Annotated in this window: 15 protein-coding genes and 4 tRNA genes; 5 read left to right on the top strand and 14 right to left on the bottom strand. The window is 61.2% G+C overall.

Translation table 11 applies throughout. The features are described from left to right. The first annotated feature begins 49 nt into the window (after window positions 1-49). On the top strand, window positions 50-418 hold the full coding sequence (locus tag CAG34_RS24355; RefSeq protein WP_038409214.1) for an Mpo1-like protein: 369 nt from the start codon (window positions 50-52) through the stop codon (window positions 416-418). 136 nt (window positions 419-554) lie between these two features. Here CAG34_RS24355 and CAG34_RS24350 read toward each other — a convergent pair whose 3' ends face one another. From CAG34_RS24350 to CAG34_RS24340, 3 genes are all read right to left on the bottom strand, one after another. Further along, complete coding sequence (locus CAG34_RS24350) at window positions 555-1,352, bottom strand: acyl-CoA thioesterase II (RefSeq protein ID WP_085592892.1); 798 nt, start codon at window positions 1,350-1,352, stop codon at window positions 555-557. A gap of 77 nt (window positions 1,353-1,429) precedes the next feature. Continuing rightward, the gene (locus CAG34_RS24345) at window positions 1,430-2,209 is read right to left on the bottom strand and encodes a CHAD domain-containing protein (RefSeq protein WP_085592890.1); all 780 of its coding nucleotides are present in this window, start codon (window positions 2,207-2,209) and stop codon (window positions 1,430-1,432) included. A gap of 17 nt (window positions 2,210-2,226) precedes the next feature. Then, window positions 2,227-2,505 (bottom strand): hypothetical protein, encoded by a 279-nt coding sequence (locus CAG34_RS24340; RefSeq protein WP_003259403.1) that lies wholly within the window; start codon window positions 2,503-2,505, stop codon window positions 2,227-2,229. A 178-nt stretch (window positions 2,506-2,683) separates the two neighbouring features. On the opposite strand from CAG34_RS24340, the gene CAG34_RS24335 reads away from it, so the two are divergent. Then, a complete protein-coding gene (locus tag CAG34_RS24335; RefSeq protein ID WP_085592959.1) occupies window positions 2,684-3,724 on the top strand; it encodes a patatin-like phospholipase family protein in 1,041 nt (346 codons plus the stop codon). A gap of 177 nt (window positions 3,725-3,901) precedes the next feature. On the opposite strand, the gene CAG34_RS24330 is transcribed toward CAG34_RS24335, so the two are convergent. The 7 genes from CAG34_RS24330 to CAG34_RS24300 all read right to left on the bottom strand — a co-directional run bounded on the left by CAG34_RS24330 (window position 3,902) and on the right by CAG34_RS24300 (window position 12,927). Next, complete coding sequence (locus tag CAG34_RS24330; protein ID WP_085592888.1) at window positions 3,902-5,773, bottom strand: SurA N-terminal domain-containing protein; 1,872 nt, start codon at window positions 5,771-5,773, stop codon at window positions 3,902-3,904. Window positions 5,774-5,956: 183 nt separating this feature from the next. Further along, window positions 5,957-6,229, bottom strand: a complete 273-nt coding sequence (locus CAG34_RS24325) for an HU family DNA-binding protein (RefSeq protein ID WP_003259401.1) — start codon at window positions 6,227-6,229, stop codon at window positions 5,957-5,959. A 152-nt stretch (window positions 6,230-6,381) separates the two neighbouring features. Beyond that, window positions 6,382-8,778, bottom strand: a complete 2,397-nt coding sequence (lon, locus tag CAG34_RS24320) for an endopeptidase La (protein WP_015269697.1) — start codon at window positions 8,776-8,778, stop codon at window positions 6,382-6,384. 163 nt (window positions 8,779-8,941) lie between these two features. Then, window positions 8,942-10,225 carry an ATP-dependent Clp protease ATP-binding subunit ClpX gene (clpX, locus tag CAG34_RS24315; RefSeq protein WP_025338419.1) on the bottom strand — a complete coding sequence of 428 codons (1,284 nt, stop codon included), beginning with the start codon at window positions 10,223-10,225 and terminating at the stop codon, window positions 8,942-8,944. Window positions 10,226-10,333: 108 nt separating this feature from the next. Next, window positions 10,334-10,975 (bottom strand): ATP-dependent Clp endopeptidase proteolytic subunit ClpP, encoded by a 642-nt coding sequence (gene clpP, locus CAG34_RS24310; RefSeq protein ID WP_003259400.1) that lies wholly within the window; start codon window positions 10,973-10,975, stop codon window positions 10,334-10,336. A gap of 91 nt (window positions 10,976-11,066) precedes the next feature. Further along, window positions 11,067-12,380, bottom strand: coding sequence for a trigger factor (tig, locus tag CAG34_RS24305; RefSeq protein WP_024086620.1), 1,314 nt, complete (start codon window positions 12,378-12,380; stop codon window positions 11,067-11,069). Window positions 12,381-12,627: 247 nt separating this feature from the next. Next, on the bottom strand, window positions 12,628-12,927 hold the full coding sequence (locus CAG34_RS24300) for a DUF6388 family protein (protein ID WP_025338418.1): 300 nt from the start codon (window positions 12,925-12,927) through the stop codon (window positions 12,628-12,630). 206 nt (window positions 12,928-13,133) lie between these two features. Here CAG34_RS24300 and CAG34_RS24295 point away from each other — a divergent pair, with 206 nt between their 5' ends. Then, on the top strand, window positions 13,134-13,490 hold the full coding sequence (locus CAG34_RS24295; RefSeq protein WP_085592886.1) for a type II toxin-antitoxin system RelE/ParE family toxin: 357 nt from the start codon (window positions 13,134-13,136) through the stop codon (window positions 13,488-13,490). Beyond that, window positions 13,487-13,789 (top strand): XRE family transcriptional regulator, encoded by a 303-nt coding sequence (locus tag CAG34_RS24290; RefSeq protein WP_085592884.1) that lies wholly within the window; start codon window positions 13,487-13,489, stop codon window positions 13,787-13,789. The genes CAG34_RS24295 and CAG34_RS24290 overlap by 4 nt, the downstream gene beginning before the upstream one ends. Before the next feature lie 73 nt (window positions 13,790-13,862). On the opposite strand, the gene CAG34_RS24285 is transcribed toward CAG34_RS24290, so the two are convergent. The 4 genes from CAG34_RS24285 to CAG34_RS24270 form a co-directional block, all read right to left on the bottom strand. Beyond that, window positions 13,863-13,938: transfer RNA gene (locus CAG34_RS24285), tRNA-His, on the bottom strand. Between the two features lie 44 nt (window positions 13,939-13,982). Continuing rightward, window positions 13,983-14,067, bottom strand: a tRNA-Leu gene (locus tag CAG34_RS24280). A 52-nt stretch (window positions 14,068-14,119) separates the two neighbouring features. Further along, window positions 14,120-14,195, bottom strand: a tRNA-His gene (locus CAG34_RS24275). A gap of 41 nt (window positions 14,196-14,236) precedes the next feature. Continuing rightward, window positions 14,237-14,313: transfer RNA gene (locus CAG34_RS24270), tRNA-Arg, on the bottom strand. A gap of 271 nt (window positions 14,314-14,584) precedes the next feature. On the opposite strand from CAG34_RS24270, the gene folD reads away from it, so the two are divergent. Beyond that, window positions 14,585-15,439 carry a bifunctional methylenetetrahydrofolate dehydrogenase/methenyltetrahydrofolate cyclohydrolase FolD gene (gene folD / locus CAG34_RS24265; protein WP_025338415.1) on the top strand — a complete coding sequence of 285 codons (855 nt, stop codon included), beginning with the start codon at window positions 14,585-14,587 and terminating at the stop codon, window positions 15,437-15,439. The last annotated feature ends 34 nt before the right edge of the window (window positions 15,440-15,473 follow it).

The raw sequence follows: 15,473 nt of genomic DNA, 5'->3' as shown, positions 1-15,473 counted from the left end.
CCACCTGGGGGGCGCACTAAGCTTTGGGCATGACCGAGAGGAAATGCCCATGAGCAAACGCCTGCCCAACCTGCCCGCCTGGCAATGGCGCGGCTACCACCACAACCACCGCCACCCGACCAACCTGGTGCTGCACCTGATCGCCGTGCCGTTGTTCATCCTTGGCGCGTTGCTGATTCTGTCCGGCCTGTTCGGTCTGGATCTGGGCCAGATTGCCGTTGGCATCATTGCCTTGATCGCCGGCCTGGGCCTGCAGCGCCAGGGCCATCGCCTGGAAGCCGAGCAACCCGAGCCCTTCGCCAACCGCAAGGATGCCGTGCAACGCCTGCTGACCGAGCAGTTCATCACCTTTCCGCGCTTCTTGCTGAGCGGGGCCTGGTGGAAGGCCTGGCGGGAACGACACAAGCATCGGCGCTGATGCCATTGGGGCTGCTCTGCAGCCCAATCGCGACGCAAGGCCGCTCCCACAAGAACCGCGCATGTCCTGAAATTTACGCGATCCTGTGGGAGCGGCCTTGTGTCGCGATTGGAGCGCAACGCGCTCCCGGGTTCGGTCAGGCAAACACGGTAACCGTCTGCCGGCTCAAGGCCAGCAACTCGCCCTGCGCCGTCCTCAACGCGGCAGCGGCATGCCCATAACCATCCCGCGCATGCTCGGTTTCCACGCAATAACGGCACCAGTCCAGGGTCGACAGCTGCGCCGTGGGCTGCATGAATTCGATGGTCCAGGTCAACGTACTGCCGGCGGCCGGCTGCTTGAGAAACGGCATCAGGCTAGGCGGCCAGGCATCGACCAACGCCAGCAGGTGCGCCTCGTTGACCGGTTCTTCGGCCACCCCGCGCAAACGTACCCAGCCGCCCATCTGGCGCGACTGATTGCCACTGAACGGCAACCCACCCACCGCCCAGCGCAAGGCAACATGCTGCATGAACTCCGGAGTAACGCCTTTGATATGGGGCAACTCGGGGGCTGCGTCTTCGAGCGCTTTCATTTCCGTGGCCGGCAACGCCGGCACATCGACCACCGATGGCCGCCCCGCACCGAAATTGCCCTGCACCAGGGTCACCACCTGGCCGTCTTGAACGGCACGGCCCAGCAAGGTGCTGACTGCCTTGCCTTCACGCAGCACCTCCACGTCGAAGCGGATTGGCACATCCGCCGCGGCCGGCGCCACAAAGCTGATGGCCAGCGAACGCACGGGGCGGTCATCGGAGATTTTCTGGCGCATGGCTTCATACACCATGGCCGCCATCAGCCCACCAAAGGCGGCGCGACCCTGGGCCCAGCTTGGCGGGACGCTCACCGCTTCGGGGTTGGCCCGCACGGCGTCGAGCAGTTGGTTGAAATTCATTTGCCGGCTCCTGCCTGCAGCGAAAAAGGTCTGTCCATCCTAGCCAGCAAACCCTTGTCGATCAGCCCGCATATCGGTCATTTTTCGGGCTTTCGCCGCGCCAGCGCCTGCTGCAGTGCATCCAGCGTCACATCCGAATGGCGCTCGGCCTCGTGCAACTCCTGCTCCCAGGCGGCCTTGCACGGTGCCAGGTCGGCATGGTCGCGCGCCTGCAACAGCCATTGCAGGCGATCATGCCAGTCACCCAGGTCGCCCTGGGCCTGCTTCAGCAAGCGCCGCAACTGCTTGCCCGCATGGTCGAGCTGCGGGTATGCCTCGTCACCGTAGCGCGCACGCTTGATCAGCAAACGCAGGCGGTGGCGGTCGTGGGCCGGGTCCTGCAGCGCTTTGTGCAATTTGCGCCACTGTTTGACCAGGCGTTTGTCGACTCGCTTTTCCAGCGCCTTGACCAGGCCCTCGCGGCCGGCTGCACGCAGGAACAGCGGAAACGCGTCGACAATCGCCAGCACCCGGGTCAGCTGCGGGCTGACGGCAACACTGGCGAAGGTCCTGCCACGCCCTTCTAGGCGCCGCTGCCCGGCCTCGGCAAAACCACGCCCGATCAGTTCGGCTGCCAGCACCTCACGGTCACGCAACGGCGTGGTCAGTGTACCCAACGACTTGGCGGCGTCCTCCAGTTGCTCCACCCCCGGCAGCCCACGCAGCGGCCGCAGCAGGCTGCGCAGGCGCCGCAGGGTGGTGCGCAGGTCATGCAAGGCCTCACTGTCGGTATCGGCAGCCAGGCGCTCGCGGCAGGCCAGCAGGCGCACCTGCAAGGCCACTATCTGGGCAACCACATGGTCGAGCATGGCAGACATCGAAAGACGCTCCTTGGTCAGCGCCCGGCGCGAGACTCACGAATGTAGAAACGGGCCTTTTCGGCTTTTCTGGTACAGCTTTCATAACCTTCGAACTGCTGCTGGGTCTTGGCCCCGGTCAGCAACGACAAGGCCTTGGAGTAGCTCACCGCACCGGCAAAGCCTTCGGCCTTGGCCAGGTCCAGTTCCTTCCAGGCGGCATCCAGTTGGGTCGCGCAACTCTCGCGGTAGGCCGTCTTGCCTGCGCAGCCAGCAAGGGCCAGGGCGATCAAGGGAAGGCAGATCCAGGCTTTCATCGGTAATACCTCAAAAGAAAAAACGTTGGCTTTTTGACGCCTCGGCAGCTGAAAAGTGCCCTGCCCAGCCAGCTTGGCCCAGCCAGTTTTATTACAGTAGCTCAGCGCGATGCACATTGAAGCACAGGTGGCGATGGGTGCATTGTAGGACCATGGTTGCACTGGCCGGGGAATGTTCATGAGCAAACGCGTGGCACTGGTACTGGGATCCGGCGGAGCCCGGGGGTATGCACATATCGGGGTGATCGAGGAAATCGAGCGCCGTGGCTACGACATTGCCTGCATCGCCGGCTGCTCCATGGGCGCGGTGATCGGCGGCATCTATGCCGCCGGCAAGCTGGAAGACTACCGCAACTGGATCGAGAGCCTCGACTACCTGGATGTGTTGCGCCTGGTCGATGTCAGCTTTCGCCTCGGCGCAATTCGCGGCGACAAGGTGTTCGGGCAAATCCGCAAGATCGTCGGCGAGATCAACATCGAGCAATTGCGCATCCCCTACACGGCGGTTGCAGCCGACCTCACCAACCAGCAGGAAATCTGGTTCCAGGAGGGCTGCCTGCACCAGGCCATGCGCGCCTCGGCGGCCATCCCCAGCCTGTTCACCCCGGTGATGCAAGGCAACCGCATGCTGGTCGACGGCGGCATCCTCAACCCACTGCCGATCGTGCCGGTGGTGTCCAGCCACTGCGACCTGATCATCGCGGTCAACCTCAACGCCACCAACCAGAAGCAGTACCAGTTACCGGTGATCGAACGCCCGGCGGCGTTCAAGATGCGTTTCGATGCCCTGCTCAGTTCGCTGGGCTCGCGCTTGCCGTTCCGGCGCAAGCCGGCGGAGGAGCTGATCCGCATCGAGCAGGAAATCGTCGCCGAAGGGCTTGCGCCGCCAAATCCATGGCTGGCCGATGCCGCCAACCCGGAAGGCCAGCAACCGGCGGCGGCGCCGGAGCGCGAAGGCGCACCGAAGTCGGCGACCGGCTCGTTCATCATCGACAACGTGGGGCCCGCTTCGCTGCTGGACTTGATCAACCAGAGCTTCGAGGTCATGCAGACGTCGTTGGCGCAGTACAAGATCGCCGGCTATCCGCCGGATGTACTGATCAACGTGCCCAAACGGGTGTGCCGGTTTTTCGAGTTCTACAAGGCGCCGGAGCTGATTGCCCTGGGGCGGGAAATTGCGCGGGATACGCTGGATAACCATGAAGGGGTGAAACGCTAGGCCTTGTACTGCCTGTAATGGCCTCATCGCCGGCAAGCCAGCTCCCACAGATACCCCGCAATGCTTGAGGCAAGTGTGATACCTGTGGGAGCTGGCTTGCCGGCGATGAGGCCGGAACAGGCAGCAGAAACGAAACAGGCCGCACTGGGCGGCCTGTTCGTTCATGCATCCATCACCTTAGTAACGGGTGATGTCCGCCTTGGCTTCCAGCTGCTTGCGGTACGCCGCGAAGTCTTGCTGGCCAGCACGCGACGCGAGGTAGCGGCGGATCTGCTGCTTCTCTTCGTCGGTGGCAGTAGCACCTTCGTTGACACCCTTGAGCTGCAGTACCACCAGGCTACCGTCACGCAGCACGACGCTGCCATAAACCGGCTTGTCCTTGGCTTGTGGCTTGCCCAGGCGGAACAGTGCCTGCAGCTCGGCCGGGTCGATACCGTCCTCGCCGCGGGTAACTGCTTCATAGGCCTTCCAGCCCTGCCCTTCGTGCACACTGCCCGCTGCGATGGAACCGTCACGCAGGCCGGCAATCAGCTTGTCCGCCTTGGCCTTGAGCTCGGCAGTCGCCTTCTCCTTGGCCAGGTGCTCGCTGATGTTCTTGGCCACGGCTTCCAGCGGCAGCTGCTCAGGCTTGCGGTGCTCCTTGACGCGCAGTACCACGGTGGTTTCCGGGTCGAGCTCGATGGCGGTGCTGTTGGCACCCTCCTCCAACACTTCTTCGGAGAATGCGGCCTGCACGACCGAACGGTTGGCAGTGATGCCTTCACCACCCTCGCGGCCGAAGGCTGCGGAGGTTTGCACCTTCAGGTTCAGGTCCTGGGCCGGCTGGGCCAGGTCGGAAGCCTCATAGGCGGCATCCTGCAGCTGCTTGCTGGCATCTACGTAACGCTGCTCGACCAGCGGGATCTTAAGGTCACGGGTCAGCTTGTCCTTCAGGCTGGCGAAGCTCGGCACTTCCGGCGCCTGCACGCCCAGCAGCTTGATCAGGTGGTAGCCGAACTCGGTGCGCACCGGCGCCGAGACCTGGCCATCCTGCAACTTGTACAGCGCATCTTCGAACGCCGGGTCGTAAACGCCCGGGCCAGCGAAGCCAAGGTCACCGCCGCTATTGGCCGAACCCGGGTCCTGGGAGAACTCCTTGGCCAGCGCGGCAAAGTTTTCACCCTTGGCCAGACGCTGCTCGATCTCGTCGGCGCGGGCCTTGGCCTGGGCGTCGGTGACCTTATCGTTGACCTCGATGAGGATATGCGCGGCATGGCGCTGCTCGGCGAGGTTGGCGATTTCCTTCTCGTACTGGGCCTTGAGCTCTTCGTCGGTCACCTTGACCTGATCGAAGAACACCGACTTCTTCAGCTCGATGTAGTCGATCACCACCTGGTCTGGCGACATGAACTCCTTGGCGTGCTGGTCGTAGTGCGCCTTGATCTCTTCATCGCTGACCTTGACCGCGGCCGGGTCGGCCTTGAAGGTCAGGGAAGCAAAGTCACGGGTCTGCTTCTCGAGGCGGGCAAAGGCATCGACCTGCTGGTCGGTGACGAAGCTGCTGCCGGCCAGGCCGGTGCGCAGCTGGCCGATAAGCATTTCCTCGGCGAGCATGTCGCGGAACTGCATGCGGCCATAGCCCATCTGGCGAATGACCTGGTCAAAACGGTCGGCACTGAACTTGCCGTCCACCTGGAATTCCGGCGTCTGCAGGATCACTTGATCCAGCGCGGCCTCGGAGAAGGCGAATTTGGCATCTTCGGCGCCTTGCAGCAGCAGCTTGCGGCTGATCAGGCCTTTCAGTGCCTCTTCACGCAGCAATTTGTCGTCCAGCAGCGCCGGGTCGAAATCCTTGCCCAACTGTTGCATCAGCTGACGGCGCTGCATGTCGGCCGCCTGGCTCAGCTCGTTCTGGCTGATGGTCTGGCCGTTCACCTTGGCGGCGTCCTGGCTATGTGTGGCGGCCTGGAAAATGGCTTCGAAGCCGGTCAACGCCATCAACACGACGATAAGGCCGATGATGGTCTTGGCAATCCAACCTTGTGAATTGTCCCTGATATTTTGCAGCATGCGTCCCCCAGAAACGGCTGTACCACTGCGTCGACAACCGCGGAGCGTGGGTAGAAACCTGATAAAAGAAAGGCGCATCCGAGGATGCGCCTTTTCTTAGCAAACGTGTCAGGCGGGAACGTTTGCGCCCCGCCATCACCGTGCTCGGACCTGGCCAGGCCGGGTCCGGCTGAAAGAGACGACTTAGTTGACGGCGTCTTTCAGGCCTTTGCCAGCCTTGAAGCCTGGAACCTTGGCGGCAGCGATCTTGATCGCGTTACCGGTTTGCGGGTTGCGGCCGGTGCGCTCTGCACGCTCCTTGACCGAGAAGGTACCGAAACCAACCAGTACCACATCGTCACCTTGCTTCAGGGCGCCGGTGACGGATTCGATGACTGCGTCCAGCGCACGGCCGGCTACAGCTTTCGGGATGTCAGCAGATGCGGCGATAGCGTCAATCAGTTCCGACTTGTTCACTCTAAGTCCCCTTATTTCTCTATTGAGTTTGTTTCTAAGTATGTAATGAAAAGCTTATGAAACGTGCGCTGGGTGGCCTGATGACAATAGCGTGCCGCTTTATAGCAAGGCCCCGAAAAAACTGTCAAGGAAAGCCCCCCAGCCAAAAACTACTAGTGCGTGCTAATTCTTTCCTTAGCATCGCCGTCGCGCTTTTCATCTTTCGCGACAATCTCCGGAGCCACATCTGGCAAGGGCTCCGGGGCGTATTGCAGCGCAATTTGCAGGACTTCGTCAATCCATTTGACCGGTTTGATCTGCAGATCCTGTTTGATATTTTCCGGAATCTCCTTCAGATCGCGAACATTCTCCTCGGGAATGATCACCGTCTTGATCCCGCCACGGTGTGCCGCCAGCAGTTTTTCCTTCAACCCGCCAATGGCCAGCACCTGGCCACGCAGGGTGATTTCGCCGGTCATGGCCACATCGGCACGTACCGGAATCTGCGTCAGCGCCGACACCAGCGCGGTGCACATGCCGATACCGGCACTCGGGCCGTCCTTCGGCGTGGCGCCTTCCGGCATGTGGATATGGACGTCGTGCTTCTCGTGGAAGTCGGCGGCGATACCCAGGCTGCGGGCACGGCTGCGCACCACGGTCTGCGCGGCGGTGATCGACTCGACCATGACGTCGCCCAGCGAGCCGGTCTTGATCAGCTGGCCCTTGCCGGGGATGACCACGGCTTCGATGGTCAGCAGTTCGCCACCCACCTGGGTCCAGGCCAGGCCGGTAACCTGGCCGATCTGGTCCTGCTGCTCGGCCAGGCCGTAGCGGAACTTGCGCACACCCAGCAGGTGTTCCAGCTGCTCGCTGGCCACCTTGACCTTGACCTGCTTCTGCCCGGTATGTTCCTTGACCACCTTGCGGCAGACCTTGGCGATTTGCCGCTCCAGGCCACGCACACCGGCTTCGCGGGTGTAGAAGCGGATGATGTCGCGGATCGCCGAGACGTCGACTTCCAGCTCGTCCTTCTTCAAGCCGTTGGCCTTGACCTGCTTGGGCACCAGGTACTTGACCGCGATGTTGATCTTCTCGTCCTCGGTGTAGCCCGGCAGGCGGATGACTTCCATCCGGTCGAGCAGCGCCGGCGGGATGTTCATCGAGTTCGAGGTGCACAGGAACATCACGTCCGAGAGGTCGTAGTCGACCTCCAGGTAGTGGTCGTTGAAGTTGTGGTTCTGCTCCGGGTCGAGCACTTCGAGCAGTGCCGAGGCCGGATCGCCACGCATGTCGCTGCCCATCTTGTCGATTTCGTCCAGCAGGAACAGCGGGTTACGCACCCCCACCTTGGTCATCTTCTGGATCAGGCGGCCAGGCATGGAACCGATGTAGGTACGGCGGTGACCACGGATCTCGGCCTCGTCACGCACACCACCCAGGGCCATGCGCACGAACTTGCGGTTGGTGGCAGCGGCGATCGACTCGGCCAGCGAGGTCTTGCCGACGCCGGGTGGGCCGACCAGGCACAGTACCGGCCCGCGGATCTTCTTGACGCGCTTTTGCACGGCAAGGTACTCGAGGATGCGTTCCTTGACCTCTTCCAGGCCGTAGTGGTCCGCATCGAGGATTTCCTCGGCCTTGGCCAGGTCCAGGCGCACCTTGCTCTGGGCCTTCCACGGCACCTGCACCAGCCAGTCGAGGTAGGACCGGACCACGGTGGCCTCGGCCGACATCGGCGACATCTGCTTGAGCTTGTTCAGCTCGGCTTGGGCCTTGGCCAGTGCGTCCTTGGGCAGGCCAGCGGCTTCGATGCGCTTTTTCAGCTCTTCGACTTCGTTGTGGCCTTCGTCGCCATCGCCGAGCTCTTTCTGAATGGCCTTCATCTGCTCATTCAGGTAGTACTCGCGCTGGCTGCGCTCCATCTGCTTCTTGACCCGACCGCGAATGCGCTTTTCGACCTGCAGCAGGTCGATTTCGGCATCCAGCAGCGCCAGTACGTGCTCGACACGGGTCGGCAGGTCGACGATTTCGAGAATTTCCTGTTTCTGCTCGATCTTCAAGGCCATGTGTGCGGCCATGGTATCGACCAGGCGCCCTGGCTCTTCGATGCTGTTCAGCGACGACAGCACTTCGGCAGGGACTTTCTTGCCCAGCTGCACGTACTGCTCGAACTGCGACAGCAGCGTGCGCACGAACACTTCCGACTCGCGCTCGGCGGCGTCGACTTCGTCGATCAGGGAAACTTCGGCACGGATGTGCCCTTCTACTTCGCTGAAACGCTCCACGGCGCCGCGCTGCTCGCCCTCGACCAGCACCTTGACGGTGCCATCGGGCAGTTTCAGCAATTGCAGCACGGTGGCAACGGTACCGACGCGGTACAGGGCGTCTTCGCCCGGATCATCGTCGGCCGGGTTTTTCTGGGCCAGCAGGAGGATCTGCTTTTCGCCCGTCATCGCCGCCTCAAGGGCTTCGATGGACTTTTCGCGCCCCACGAACAGCGGGATGACCATGTGCGGGTAAACAACGACATCGCGCAATGGCAAAAGAGGCAAGTCGAGGGTGGTCTTCATGATTTCGCCTCTACAGCGGCCTTATGGCCGGAAACCGGTGGAAATGATGCTTGGACCTAATGTGGGGGCACACTTGGGAAATTACAAGCGCTAGCGCAGGAAAAGCAGAAAGGGGCCCGTAGGCCCCTTCTTGCTTGCAACCGTCAACCGGCCATTGCCTGGATCAGGCGTCCGGTGCGGCCTTGGCTTGCGGCTCGCTGTTCTCGTAGATCATCAGCGGCTGCGAGGTGCCATCGATGACGCTCTCGTCGATCACCACCTTGCTGACATCCTTCTTCGAAGGAATCTCGTACATGGTGTCGAGCAGCACGCCTTCGAGGATCGAACGCAGGCCACGGGCGCCGGTCTTGCGCTCCAGGGCCTTGCGCGCCACGGCCTTGAGCGCATCGCTGCGGAACTCGAGGTCGACGCTTTCCATCTCGAACAGCTTGGCATACTGCTTGGTCAGGGCGTTCTTCGGCTCGGTGAGGATCTGCATCAGCGCAGCCTCGTCCAGCTCGTCGAGGGTTGCCAGTACCGGCAAGCGACCGACGAATTCCGGGATCAGGCCAAACTTGACCAGATCGTCCGGCTCGACCTCACGCAGGGACTCGCCAACCTTCTTGCCCTCTTCCTTGCTGCGTACTTCGGCGCCAAAACCGATGCCACCCTTGGTGGAGCGGTTCTGGATGACCTTTTCCAGGCCCGAGAAGGCGCCACCGCAGATGAACAGGATGTTGCGGGTATCGACCTGCAGGAATTCCTGTTGCGGGTGCTTGCGGCCGCCTTGCGGCGGAACCGAGGCCACGGTGCCTTCGATCAGCTTAAGCAGTGCCTGTTGCACGCCCTCGCCCGAGACGTCACGGGTGATGGACGGGTTGTCCGACTTGCGCGAAATCTTGTCGATCTCGTCGATGTAGACAATGCCCATCTGGGCCTTTTCCACGTCGTAGTCGCACTTCTGCAACAGCTTCTGGATGATGTTCTCGACGTCCTCACCCACGTAACCGGCTTCGGTCAGGGTGGTGGCGTCAGCAATGGTGAACGGTACGTTCAACAGGCGTGCAAGGGTTTCGGCGAGCAGGGTCTTGCCCGAGCCGGTTGGCCCGATGAGCAGGATGTTGCTCTTGCCGAGTTCGACTTCGTCACCCTTCTTGTCACGCTGGTTCAGGCGCTTGTAGTGGTTGTACACCGCTACGGCAAGCACCTTCTTCGCGCGTTCCTGACCAATGACGTACTGGTCCAGGATACCGCTGATTTCTTTCGGCGAAGGCAATTTGTGCGCGCTGCTCTCGGCCTGGGCTTCCTGCACCTCCTCACGGATGATGTCGTTGCACAGGTCGACGCACTCGTCGCAGATAAATACCGAGGGCCCGGCAATCAGTTTGCGCACTTCGTGCTGGCTTTTGCCGCAGAAGGAGCAATAAAGCAATTTGCCGCTGTCCTCGCCGTTACGGGTGTCAGTCATTCGATCGATCCAATCCGGTAGGCTTGCAACACAAGATGAAGGCAATTGCGGGCTTTTTCAAGTCCGCAGGTAGGCGCTTTCGGCGCCCACCTGCTCTGGCACCCCGGTTCAGGAGGCCAGTTGCCGCTTGTCGTAGACCGAGTCGATCAGGCCGTACTCGGCCGCGCGCGAGGCGCTCATGAAGTTGTCACGTTCGGTGTCGCGCTTGATGGTCTCGAGATCCTGGCCGGTGTGGTAGGCCAGCAGCTCGTTCAGGCGGGCCTTGATATTGAGGATTTCCTGGGCGTGGATCTCGATATCGGTGGCCTGACCCTGGAAGCCGCCCAGCGGCTGGTGGATCATCACGCGCGAGTTCGGCAGGCAGTGACGCTTGCCCTTGGCACCTGCAGCCAGCAGGAAGGCGCCCATGCTGCAGGCCTGGCCGATGCAGATGGTCGAGACGTCCGGCTTGATGAACTGCATGGTGTCGTAGATCGACATGCCGGCGGTGACGGAACCGCCCGGCGAGTTGATGTACAGATGGATATCCTTGTCCGGGTTTTCCGCTTCAAGGAACAGCAGTTGCGCGACGACGAGGTTGGCCATGTAGTCCTCTACCGGGCCAACCAGGAAGATCACACGCTCCTTCAACAGGCGCGAGTAGATGTCGTAAGCGCGTTCGCCACGGGCGGACTGCTCGATAACCATCGGGACCAGGCCGCCTGCGGCCTGGATGTCAGAGCTCTGCTGAATATAAGAATTGCGGGACATGTCCTGCGCTCACTCCCAAATAGTCATGGCTTGAATACGCACAAGCCAGCTCGAAGGCTGGCTTGTGGGGGTTTCCTACGAGAGAAGCCTGTTACTCAGCGGCGGCTGGAGCCTGTGCTGGTTTAACGGCATCTTCGTACGAGACCGACTTGTCGGTCACAGTCGCTTTCTGCAGAACAGTATCTACAACTTGTTCTTCCAGCACAACCGAACGGACTTCGTTCAGTTGCTGGTCGTTCTTGTAGTACCAGGCGATGACCTGCTCAGGCTCTTGGTAAGCCGAAGCCATTTCTTCGATCATTTCGCGAACCTTGCCTTCGTCCGGCTTCAGCTCGAACTGCTTGACCACTTCGGCCACGATCAGGCCCAGGACCACACGGCGCTTGGCTTGTTCTTCGAACAGCTCGGCCGGCAGTTGCTCAGGCTTGATGTTGCCACCGAACTGCTGAACAGCCTGCACGCGCAGACGGTTGACTTCGTTTTCCAGCAGGGCCTTCGGCACTTCGATCGGGTTGGCAGCCAGCAGACCGTCCATGACCTGGTTCTTCACCTTGGCCTTGATGGCCTGGCGCAGTTCACGCTCCATGTTCTTGCGAACTTCGGTGCGGAAGCCTTCCAGGGTCGATTCCTTGATGCCGAACTGGGCGAAGAACTCTTCGTTCAGCTCTGGCAGCACAGGAGCAGCAACGCTGTTGACGGTGATGGTGAACTCGGCGGCTTTGCCAGCCAGGTCCAGGTTCTGGTAGTCCTCAGGGAAGGTCACGTTGACAACGCGCTCTTCGCCAGCCTTGGCGCCAACCAGGCCATCTTCGAAGCCTGGGATCATGCGGCCGGAGCCCAGTACCAGCTGGGTGCCCTTGGCCGAACCACCGGCGAACACTTCACCGTCGACCTTGCCGACGAAGTCGATGTTGACCTGGTCGTCGTTCTGCGCGGCGCGCTCGACGGCCTCGAAGCGGGTGTTCTGCTTGCGCAGCACTTCCAGCATGTTGTCCAGGTCGGCGTCAGCCACTTCGGCGCTCAGGCGCTCGACGTTGATCGACTCGAGGCCGCCAACGGTGAACTCCGGGAACACTTCGAAGATGGCGACGAATTCCAGGTCCTTGCCCTTTTCGAAGGACTTCGGCTCTACCGCAGGGGCGCCAGCCGGGTTCAGCTTCTGCTCGACGATGGCTTCGTAGAAGGAAGCCTGGACCAGGTCACCGAAAGCCTCTTGACGGGCATCGGCTTCGAAACGCTGACGGATCACGCTCATCGGCACTTTGCCTGGGCGGAAGCCGGCAACCTTGGCGCGCTTGGCAGTCTGTTGCAGACGCTTGTTGACTTCGTTCTCGACGCGCTCGGCCGGAACGGCGATGGTCATGCGGCGCTCGAGAGCGGAAGTGTTTTCAACAGAAACTTGCATGGATATTCCTCGTTGCACAGACGTTAGCCGGCGTTAGCCCGACTCCAGAATCAAGGGCAAGCATTCTAGTGAGTCGCGCAGCAGAAGTCACCCCACTCGGGACGACGGGAAACCACGCCGGTCGATTAACTTTCAAGGCCCGCACGACATAACGCCGGGCCTGTTTCAATGGGGGCCGCACGACGCCCGGGGCGACCTGCAGCCGAAATACCTTGTCAAACAACTACCAGGAACGAATTCGCTGCCTTTATTCAGGGTCGATTTCGTTGAACTGGCAGTACTCCTCCCACTCCATCCCCAGCGCCTCAGCTACCTCGCGGTGCGTCTCCAGGCGCATGGCCTGCAGCTGCTCGGGGGTTTCGGCGATCAGTTGCAGGGCCAGCTCCCAAGGCTGGATACCCTGCTCCTCGGCCGCATCCTCGAACGCCCACTCGATCTGCTGGGCCTGCTCGCGCGCATCCAGCTCACGGATCTCTTCGAGCAGCTGCGGGTTGGCCTCGGCAAAGCGCTGTAGCGCCAGGGCCTGACGGGCTTCTTTTGCGATCATCGGGCTGTTCCTCTGCCGGCCAAATGGGCCGGTGTTTCAACCGGCTGAAATCTAACAGCTTTTATTGGGATGTCACTAGAGGATTGCAAGGGCCGGGCTCGATTGATTTGCAACCCGGCGAACACTCCTACAGCGCTGCGGGAAACACGCTATCGCACAAGCGATTGCCCTGCGCTTGAATGGAGTACCTTTTTTGGTACACTTCCATGGACAGGAACGCAACAACACTAGAAGTCCGCTTCTTTCGCACCGAAGCCGGCAATGAGCCTGTACGCGAATGGTTGACCTCACTCCCCCGCACCCACAAACACCTGATTGGAACCGAGATCAAGACAATACAAATCGGATGGCCGCTAGGCATGCCCATTGTCAGGAAGCTCGGGAAAGGCCTATGGGAGGCCAGGGTCAACCTTGAGAACACGATCGCCCGGGTTCTTTTTACCGCGGATGGAAACACCATGGTCCTGCTTCACGGCTTCATCAAGAAGAGCCAGAAAACACCAGCGCCAGACCTGGCCGCCGCCAGGCAGCGCCAAGCCGCCATAAAGAGGCACAAGCAATGACCACACATATCGGCTCCGACTTCGACGACTTCCTGGCAGGCGAGGGCCTTGCAGAGGAGGTATCCGCAGCTGCCCTGAAGCGCTTGATCGCCTGGCAGATCGCTGAGGCCATGAAAGCGCAGAAGATCAGCAAGAAGGCATTGGCCGAGCGCATGCACACCAGCCGCACTGCGGTTGACCGGGCGCTCGACCAGAACGACCCTGGCATGACACTGGCAACCTTGGCCAGCGCAGCGCGTGCCCTCGGGCATCGCGTAGAGGTGCGCCTGGTACCGGAAAACAGCCCTGCCCTCACCTGAGCGCAGCGCCACCAGATCAGGGCGCAAAACAAAAAGGCGCCCGATCTCACGATCAAGGCGCCTTCGAAGAATATGGGGTGGACGATGGGAATCGAACCCACGACAACTGGAATCACAATCCAGCGCTCTACCAACTGAGCTACGCCCACCATATTGCAGTCTTGCGATGTTGCGGTACAGCCTTACAGAAGCATGGTGCGGACGAAGAGACTCGAACTCTTACAGCTTGCGCCGCTGGAACCTAAATCCAGTGTGTCTACCAATTTCACCACGTCCGCGTAACGCTTAAAACAAAGGCGCCAGATGCTATCGAGGCGCCTTTGAAGAATATGGGGTGGACGATGGGAATCGAACCCACGACAACTGGAATCACAATCCAGCGCTCTACCAACTGAGCTACGCCCACCATATTGCATTACAGCCTACTTGCTTGCCAAAGCTGCCTAATGGCGCACCCGGCAGGACTCGAACCTGCGACCATCCGCTTAGAAGGCGGATGCTCTATCCAGCTGAGCTACGGGCGCTTAAGCTTGAAGCCTAACCGAACGAGACCTTAACAGGTAACTGCTAAACCACTCATTCTGCCCGACTTAGCCAACCAGTGCTAGGCTGTGCCCGACAAGTGCGGCGAATCTTATAGGCGGGCCTGATAGTCGTCAACACCTTTCTCAAAAAAATTTAAATTATTTAAGGGCTTAGGGGATTTGCCCGACCACCCGCCTTTGCCCTTGGCCCATGTCGTGCGAGAATGCGCCCTCTTTAATTGTTTCCTTCTCGATGGTTAATCACGCGTCTATGACTGCACACCTAATCGATGGCAAGGCGATCGCCGCCAGCCTGCGCCAGCAGATCGCTCAACGTGTCGTGGAGCGTCGCCAGCAAGGCCTGCGTACGCCGGGCCTGGCGGTGATCCTGGTCGGCACCGACCCCGCCTCCCAAGTCTATGTCTCGCACAAGCGCAAGGACTGCGAAGAGGTCGGCTTCATTTCGCAGGCGTTCGACCTGCCCAGCGAAACCACGCAGCAGGCCCTGACCGAGCTGATCGACCGCCTCAATGACGACCCGGCCGTCGACGGTATCCTGCTGCAGTTGCCACTGCCGGCGCACCTGGACGCCTCGCTGCTGCTCGAGCGCATCCGCCCGGACAAGGACGTGGACGGCTTCCACCCGTACAACATCGGCCGCCTGGCCCAGCGCATCCCGCTGCTGCGCCCGTGCACGCCGAAGGGCATCATGACCCTGCTGGAAAGCACCGGCCAGGACCTGTACGGCATGAACGCGGTCATCGTCGGCGCCTCCAACATCGTTGGCCGCCCGATGGCCATGGAGCTGCTGCTGGCCGGCTGCACCGTGACCGTCTGCCACCGCTTCACCAAGGACCTCCCCGGCCATGTCGGCCGCGCCGACCTGGTGGTAGTGGCCGCAGGCAAGCCGGGGCTGGTCAAGGGTGAGTGGATCAAGGAAGGTGCCATCGTCATTGACGTGGGCATCAACCGCCAGGAAGACGGCAAGCTGGTCGGCGACGTGGTCTACGAGACCGCCCTGCCGCGCGCCGGCTGGATCACGCCGGTGCCGGGCGGCGTCGGGCCGATGACCCGCGCATGCCTGCTGGAGAACACGCTGTATGCGGCGGAAGAGCTGCACAAGTAATACCGCGTGACATGAAAACGGCACCTCTGGCAGG

This window comes from Pseudomonas sp. B14(2017) (genome assembly GCF_002113255.1).
GTDB lineage: Bacteria > Pseudomonadota > Gammaproteobacteria > Pseudomonadales > Pseudomonadaceae > Aquipseudomonas > Aquipseudomonas putida_Z.
This window is presented reverse-complemented; position numbering and strand designations above follow the sequence as displayed.

Bases quoted from the DNA above. Each gene is read 5' to 3' on its own strand.
- lon (WP_015269697.1), bottom strand. From the start codon at position 8,778: ATGAAGACCACCCTCGACTTGCCTCTTTTGCCATTGCGCGATGTCGTT.
- tig (WP_024086620.1), bottom strand. From the start codon at position 12,380: ATGCAAGTTTCTGTTGAAAACACTTCCGCTCTCGAGCGCCGCATGACC.
- CAG34_RS24340 (WP_003259403.1), bottom strand. From the start codon at position 2,505: ATGAAAGCCTGGATCTGCCTTCCCTTGATCGCCCTGGCCCTTGCTGGC.
- CAG34_RS24300 (WP_025338418.1), bottom strand. From the start codon at position 12,927: ATGATCGCAAAAGAAGCCCGTCAGGCCCTGGCGCTACAGCGCTTTGCC.
- CAG34_RS24295 (WP_085592886.1), top strand. From the start codon at position 13,134: ATGGACAGGAACGCAACAACACTAGAAGTCCGCTTCTTTCGCACCGAA.
- CAG34_RS24355 (WP_038409214.1), top strand. From the start codon at position 50: ATGAGCAAACGCCTGCCCAACCTGCCCGCCTGGCAATGGCGCGGCTAC.
- CAG34_RS24330 (WP_085592888.1), bottom strand. From the start codon at position 5,773: ATGCTGCAAAATATCAGGGACAATTCACAAGGTTGGATTGCCAAGACC.
- clpX (WP_025338419.1), bottom strand. From the start codon at position 10,225: ATGACTGACACCCGTAACGGCGAGGACAGCGGCAAATTGCTTTATTGC.
- CAG34_RS24335 (WP_085592959.1), top strand. From the start codon at position 2,684: ATGAGCAAACGCGTGGCACTGGTACTGGGATCCGGCGGAGCCCGGGGG.
- folD (WP_025338415.1), top strand. From the start codon at position 14,585: ATGACTGCACACCTAATCGATGGCAAGGCGATCGCCGCCAGCCTGCGC.
- CAG34_RS24345 (WP_085592890.1), bottom strand. From the start codon at position 2,209: ATGTCTGCCATGCTCGACCATGTGGTTGCCCAGATAGTGGCCTTGCAG.
- CAG34_RS24290 (WP_085592884.1), top strand. From the start codon at position 13,487: ATGACCACACATATCGGCTCCGACTTCGACGACTTCCTGGCAGGCGAG.
- clpP (WP_003259400.1), bottom strand. From the start codon at position 10,975: ATGTCCCGCAATTCTTATATTCAGCAGAGCTCTGACATCCAGGCCGCA.
- CAG34_RS24350 (WP_085592892.1), bottom strand. From the start codon at position 1,352: ATGAATTTCAACCAACTGCTCGACGCCGTGCGGGCCAACCCCGAAGCG.